The following is a 1,167-nucleotide window of genomic DNA, read 5'->3' as shown; positions in this document are numbered from 1 at the left end:
AACCTGATATGTTTTAATCACTTCCGGTCAGCTCCTTCATCATTTTCTTGGCTTTGTCTTGTAATTTTTTATAAATTGTATATAGATTTTTATGAATTTTAAAAAAATATTTTAACAGTTACTAACCTCTCTTTTTTTCATTATATCGCGAGCAAAAACAATAATGAATAAAAATGTACGATATGTATGTATATGTGGTAGAATAAACAAAATGTCTTTAACGAAAGGAATGAAATCTTTGGCTTTTACACATACGTTTACGAAAGAAGAAGAAATCGTTCATGCGATTACGCATGGGATTGGGGCGATATTTAGCATTGTAGCGCTCGTTGTGCTTACCGTTTTTGCGTCACTGCACGGAAATGCATGGCACGTCGTGAGCGTCACGCTGTTCGGAAGCACGATGCTTCTCTTATATTTGTCATCAACGATCGTACACGCCTTACCAGAAGGACGTTGGAAGCGACTATTTGAAATTTTCGACCATTCGGCGATTTACTTTTTTATTGCGGGCACGTATACGCCGTTTTTATTTTTAGCAGTGAAAGGTGCGATCGGTTGGACGTTATTTGGCATCGTCTGGGGGCTGGCATTTATCGGGACGGTATTTAAATACTTTTTCGTCAATCGCTTTTTATATACATCGACGATTATTTATGTTGTAATGGGCTGGTTAATTGTGTTTGCTTGGGAACCGCTCGTTTCCGCTCTTTCGTTGGAAGGTGTCGTCTATTTAGTCGTAGGTGGGATTTTATATACGATCGGCGCAATTTTTTACGTATGGCGCGGGTTTAAATTTCACCATGCCGTCTGGCACTTGTTTGTGTTAGGGGGATCTGTTGCTCATTTTTTAGCGGTGTTTGTTTTGCTCAATTAAAGAATGATCACCTATCCTTGTTATATAGATGTACTTTGTAGCTTTAATCTGAGCAATCATGATTTTTTCGATTGTCGGGCAATCGAACAACACCGCTCCCCAGACAAATGGATTTGTCAGGGGAGCATTTACCGTTAACGAATACCTTAAAACATTTTAGAGGATACCAAACCATTTTTACAAATTTACATGAATATCCAATCAACCTACTCTTTACTTCAATATACATAGTATTACCCGTGGTGCTAGTTGAGCGCTAGCGCTCAACTAGTCCGAGTGTGACAAGCGAA

1 protein-coding gene is annotated in these 1,167 nt (G+C 38.7%); it reads left to right on the top strand.

Translation table 11 applies throughout. From position 1 onward, the window contains the following. Positions 1 to 238: 238 nt before the first annotated feature. Positions 239 to 877 (top strand): PAQR family membrane homeostasis protein TrhA, encoded by a 639-nt coding sequence (gene trhA / locus ACYQY7_RS13940; protein ID WP_461202955.1) that lies wholly within the window; start codon positions 239 to 241, stop codon positions 875 to 877. The last annotated feature ends 290 nt before the right edge of the window (positions 878 to 1,167 follow it).

It is taken from the genome of Anoxybacillus sp. TBDG-1 (genome assembly GCF_054815885.1).
This window is presented reverse-complemented; position numbering and strand designations above follow the sequence as displayed.